Source organism: Paracoccus hibiscisoli, from assembly GCF_005048265.1.
In the GTDB taxonomy this organism is placed as follows: Bacteria; Pseudomonadota; Alphaproteobacteria; order Rhodobacterales; family Rhodobacteraceae; genus Paracoccus; species Paracoccus hibiscisoli.
This window is the reverse complement of sequence record NZ_SUNH01000065.1, coordinates 1-5,163: the sequence shown is the minus strand read 5'-3', so window position 1 is coordinate 5,163 and position 5,163 is coordinate 1. Positions and strand designations below refer to the sequence as shown.

Genomic DNA, 5,163 nt, shown 5'->3' with positions numbered 1-5,163 from the left:
ACCATGAAACCGCTTGACCTGTCAGGTCGGGCCTGACCCCATGCACCAGTCGGCCAGACTGCCCGAGGCGTGGAATGGCTGCCCACGATGCCGTGGAATCGATGCCCATCTTCCGTGGAATACGCATAGCTTAAAGCGGACATCGAAAGAGCCCGAGCGTCTTGGTTAAAATGTCAGGCCGATGCGACAGTCCGGACCGGAGAACGAAGTTAAGTCAGGTCACAGTCGTGCAGGTTAGTCCAACGCCTCATCACGAGGGTGACGATCATGGCCCAGCCTTACCTGCCTTGTACTCCGCTCACTACAGTTCTGCATCGTCCGATGGCAGGCCTTCGATCAATATACGAACGCTCTCGGCGTCGAACTGTGGAACCTCTTGTCGGCGAGTTAGCCACTCATCCGAGAGGCCAGAAATGGCTCGGAACCGCGGATAGAAATCCCGACGGCGATCGGCGTCGAGCGTTTCGAGCGCGCGCTTGGCTTTGCCGGACAAGCGCTGCGGCAGCCAGACTTCGCCTTTTCCGTTGGAAACAGCGATAAGCGAGCGATGCGTGAAAGGGCTAGTATCGCCGGCGCGCCCGCTTGATTTTCCACGGTGATACTTTTGCAGTTTCACAAAGACGACGAGGCTTCGGTTAATGGCCGCTAGCAGGGGCGTCAACGAAGCAGTTCTCACAAAGAGGCGCGATCCCGTCTCGCTCCACGCGTGTTCGCCCCGCCCTCCTTCGGCGCCCCAGGCCTCAGCGTAGAATTGTGGCTCATCGGCACCCGTCCACCTTCGGGCGGCCGGGTCGTTTTGTGTTACGCCCAGCACCTGCCGGGTAAAATCCATCGGGAAGGGCCGATCGAGTGCGGAGCGGGCACCGTAGGGGTCGTGCCGGTCGAGCTGGCGCTCGGTGTTGGGCGCTACGGCAACCCAAGGCCGAACGCTATGACCTTCCCTCCCGAAATGGCGCCTGATCTCGTCCTCGTCATCCGGCAGCCAACGAAAGAAAGGCTCTTCGGAAAGCAATGTCATGACCGTCGAGCACGCGTCACTTTCATCAGCGAGGATGCTTCGAATGGTGAGGGTCGTGTCTCTCTCGATCGACCAGCTTCCGGATACGGGCATCCAATCGGCGACCAGCTTACCATTGCTGATACCCAGCAATGGAGCGAGCAGTCGTCCATTGTCTCGAATGGCGCTTCGCCTATCGTCGCTTTCCGGCATATTGATGTCGGATCCTCTGGCCAGGTCGAGCGGAAATGGATCTGTAAGGTCACTGAGCCACAAGCCGTCATGGCGTGATAGCCGGTACTCGTCCAAGAAAGCCGACCAAGGGTCACCGCGCCAGTCTTCGCCAACTATTGGCAGCGAAACGAGAAGTTCACCGGCGACCAGCATCAGCGCATGCCAGCCAAGATACCCGCCATAGGGATCACGATCCGGAACATAACCGGACGACCACGTATTTTCGTAGCTCGCGACGCGCGGACACTCGTGCATGCCCCGCACGGACCTGTCCCAGCGGCGCACCCAGCCACTAATCCGGTCCTCTACCTCCCATCCTGGGCGGGCGAACACTCGGCAAAGTTGCTCAAGCTGATACTTGTTGAAGTCGTAGTCCAGGTGGAATGCATCTTCGGGAGAGGGCGACGATTTCGGTCTCTCGATGTAGCGAAACTCGTTGTAGCTTGCTTTCAGATTGCGTTCGAATGGCGATATGTTGACGACAGAGATCACGCTGAGCACCGATTGGCTTTCAGCCGGGGCTAGCCGCGACGCGATTCCACGCAATGCATCAATAGCGAATGAGCGCATCACCACGTGGGGAAACTCGGACGACAGCGCAACCCGTTCGAAGAACGGCCGATTTGGGGCGAGTCCTTCGGGATCGTCCTTGCTAACCCGCGCGAGAGCAATCAGCAGCCACAGCTGCGCATGCATCGTGTAGAACGGGAGCTTTGAATCGCTGAACGGCAGTCCCGAACCGGAAGTGAACCGGGCAATCAGCTTCTCTAGGATATCGAAGCGTTGGACTTCTGCTAGGCGCCTAACGGCGTGAGCCGCTCGCCAGCGCATTGCTGCCACTGGATGACCTAGCCGAGCCCACACCAGACCGGCTACGACATCCGCCTCGTTCCCAGGCACCAAAAAGTGATCGTTCCAGGGGCCGTCCCCGACCTCAGTGGGCAGCTTCTCGGCGCTGCTGGCCAGGAAGCGCTCCAATCCTTCCGCAATCGCTTGATCGCTGACCTTGCCCGCCAGACGAGCAGCCAAAGCAAGCCAAGCGTTCCCTCCTAGCTCACCAGCAACACCGCGAAGTCCGGCTACCACGTGCTCAACCAGAGCAGTCCGGTCGGCGCGGAAGTATTTCTCCAATCCGCGCCATGCCCCCCAGGCATCGCTGCTGGAGCTTGCCAACTCCCCAGCATGTTTTGTCGCTAGACGCAGGCCCAGCTCAGGCAAGACATCACGCATTGCTGCGGAAGTCTGGCTCCATTCCTCGATATGGTCATCGAGCGCACTAACCTTGTCCGCAAGGGACGCGTTGCCAGCCTCGACGACGGCCTTGATGAAAGCGAGGCGCTCCGCCGGGTTGGAGGGTAGCGTTGCGAGCTCAAGCAATGTTCGAACTGGCCACCGCCGGCCGGTTTGATCTAACTCCTCATTCAATATCTGCTGATCAATCGAATCCGGGTCAGTCAAGTCGATTTGGTAAGCTTTTTGTACATCTGAAGCCGGCGTCTTGGGAGCTGCCGGCATCGGAGCTTCGGGATTTGATCCGCGCCGAAGACGATGAAGCAGCCCTTCGACTCGCTTTCGCGACTCGGACGAAGCCGGAAGGGCCTCTGAAGCGAGACGGTGGAGGCCTTCGATGGTTTCGCGGGTCGGTGCGAGTTGGTCATAGCGATCGATTTCCACGAGCAGCAGATTGAAGAACCATTCGTGGTGGACCTGCGGAATGTTCCTGAGCGCCTCGGATGCGAAATCTGAGACGCACCAAGACCAAGCCTCCCTGGGCGGAGCCAATCCAAACAGCGCAGCGGCCGTTGCCGCTGACAACTTCGATTGGCGCAGGAGAACCGTAAGAGTGGGGCCAAGCGAGTAGCTCAGCCCAGCGACATCCCGATCGTCTAGTCGTGCCAGCACTGCGAGCATGCTCCGGCCAGCGACCGGCACCATAGTTTGTGCATACTCGATCCACGGAAAGCGTCCGTCCTCGCCCTGGTTGAGTTCCAATACTCTAGCGAGCGTGTGAGCAGCCTTTGCTGATAACTCGGCACCTTTGTAGTGACCCGTCAGTTCAAGCAGATGATTGGTACGATCGAAATCGTCCGATCCGATGGCTTCCGCTAAGTCGACCGCTCGCCTGAAATACGCTTCTCCCTCGTGGGGGCTGACTCGCCACACTGCTCGCGCGAGACGCCCATACGCGGTGATCCGCGACCCCACATCCGTATCGAGCTGTATTCTGCGCTCGACGTGGCCAGCGAGGATAAGCGCGGCATCGTGGCATGCACTGGTCCGCGACAGTCGAGCCACTACGTCTGTCAGTTCGGCAGGGTACAAACCCGGGGCGGTTGCCAACCATTCCGCTATCTTTTTCGCAAGCGAGGGATCTAGCGCTCCCAGCGCATCTGCCACATAGAAAAGTGCCGGAAAGCCTGTTTGCGCGAGATAGGCCTTCCCGTCGCGATAGGGGTAATTTGAGGCCTGTTTGACATCGCTTACCAAGCGATCGAAGGCCGCATTCAGCATCCAGGCCCGCGTCTGTCCAGCAGGCGGGCGCACAATCCTCGCGATGTCTTGCGCGTAGCGCAGAAGCGGATTGATCCGGCCGCTCAGCACACGAGAGTATTCTGTGCGGTCCTTGCCGTCGATAGAGCTGCGAAGCTTGCGCCGTGCCCGGGCGCTGTCATATTTCGGTTCCGCCAGCTTCTGCGAAAGGGCGCGCGAAAATGCCGCCGGGCCGCGGTTGCGGGTACTTTGGGAAACGAGATTGATAAGCTCAGTCGGCGCAATGTCGATTAGGGTCGGGGGTTTTCCGCGCAGGGCGGCTTTCACACCAGCAGCAGCCAAGCTCACGTGGACCGTTCTTTCGGTCGGGTAACAGCTCGAATAGTCGTAGATAGAAGGGATCTTCAGCCCTGCGCCTTCAATCAGCGCGAGGCCCTCCGCAATCATTCCGAGGTCGGCGGCTCTAGCACTGGCGAGCACGCTCGCCAGTGCTAGAGCCGCGCTCTGCTCGGTGGGCACCGGCGCTGCGGCCATCGCGTTAAGCACGCGCTTGTCCCGAGTATCGTCAAGTTCGGTAAATCGGAGCGCGGCTGCATACAGTGCTCGCGACGAAAGCCGGCATCCTGGCAATTTCGTAATAATACGTTCCAAGGGGGCATGAGTTGTCGCCAGGTGCCGCTCAAGCAGGTCGAAGAGCGCGGTGAATTTCACGAAGGCCTCGGCTGCACCTTTGCGATCAATGAACTGGGCTATGCGAACGTCATTTCCGGCGAGCATTTCAACGTAGGCGAAACCGACATCGTCCCAGCTCCGCGACACGTTCGCTATATTGGGCCAAGTGCTTCGCCTCTTCTGAGCTGCCCAGTTGTACCAATCGATGGCCCTTCGTGCGTGCCGCCGAGCCTCATCGCCATCACCCGCGAAAGCGTTCGCCAGTGCCAGCGCTGAGTGTTTTCCACCCGGCCACCCGACAGTGGTGACGGTGAGACGCCTGAGCGCCTCGGGATCAGCAGAAATGGCCACGAGGTCGGGGTGCTCATAGAGAAATCGATCGGACCGCTCATGGCCTGCGGCTACGAGTGAAGCCTCCAGCAGCAGCTTCAGCAGATCGTCTCGCCTGCCGAGTTCGCTCGCGAGCGCTATTGCAGCCGTGATCCGAGCCAGGCGGATATCCCTAGAGCTAACTTGCGAGGCGCCAGCCGGAACGCGAAGGTCATAGGCGAGGCAGATGAGCTGATCTGCATCGCGCAGCGTTGTCAGCAGCGCAGGCAACGCCCTAGCGGCGTAATTCGACGTGAGCTGTCTTACTTGTAGGAGGCGTTGTTGCAGAACTCTGACCTTCGAGGATTCACATTTGTGAATCTATGCGGTTAGACGGTCCGCATGAGCAAGCCATCACCCGCCCGCTATCGCACGACGAACTGGTCTAGCTACACAGCCTC

At 59.6% G+C, this 5,163-nt stretch carries 1 protein-coding gene; it reads right to left on the bottom strand.

The features are described 5' to 3' along the window. Nucleotides 1-301: 301 nt before the first annotated feature. The gene (locus FA740_RS19070; RefSeq protein WP_136858376.1) at nucleotides 302-4,993 is read right to left on the bottom strand and encodes a hypothetical protein; all 4,692 of its coding nucleotides are present in this window, start codon (nucleotides 4,991-4,993) and stop codon (nucleotides 302-304) included. Nucleotides 4,994-5,163: the final 170 nt, after the last annotated feature.